Here is a 411-nt window from a genome sequence, read left to right on the forward strand (position 1 = left end):
CCGGACCGGCCTGCGCGGAGCAAAGCGCGAGGCCGCCGATTCCTGCGTCGGCTATCTCACCGGTCACCTCGACCAGCTCCGCTACGACACCGCCCTGGCAGCGGGCTGGCCCATCGCCACCGGCGCGATCGAGGGCGCCTGCCGCCACCTGATCGGCGACCGTCTCGACATCACCGGCGCACGCTGGGGCCTGGCTGGCGCCGAAGCCGTCCTCAAACTCCGCGCCCTGAACGACAACGGCGACTTCGACGAGTACTGGACCTTCCATCTCGCCCAAGAGCACGAACGTCTCTATCCCGCCCCCGACCAGCACAACTACCAACTCACCGCCTGAACCGCAGACTTCCCAGAGCCGGAGCTACACCCTTCTCCGATGGCGTGGAACCATGGCTACGCAAGGGCACTGAACCG

At 67.6% G+C, this 411-nt stretch carries 1 pseudogene; it reads left to right on the forward strand.

Going from position 1 to position 411, the window contains the following annotated elements:
* Positions 1 to 334 (forward strand): annotated as a pseudogene (locus tag TN53_RS42640) (ISKra4 family transposase); the annotation flags it as partial.
* Between the last annotated feature and the right edge of the window lie 77 nt (positions 335 to 411).

Origin of the sequence: Streptomyces sp. WM6386 (assembly GCF_000972385.1) — a bacterium.
Taxonomy (GTDB): Bacteria; Actinomycetota; Actinomycetes; order Streptomycetales; family Streptomycetaceae; genus Streptomyces.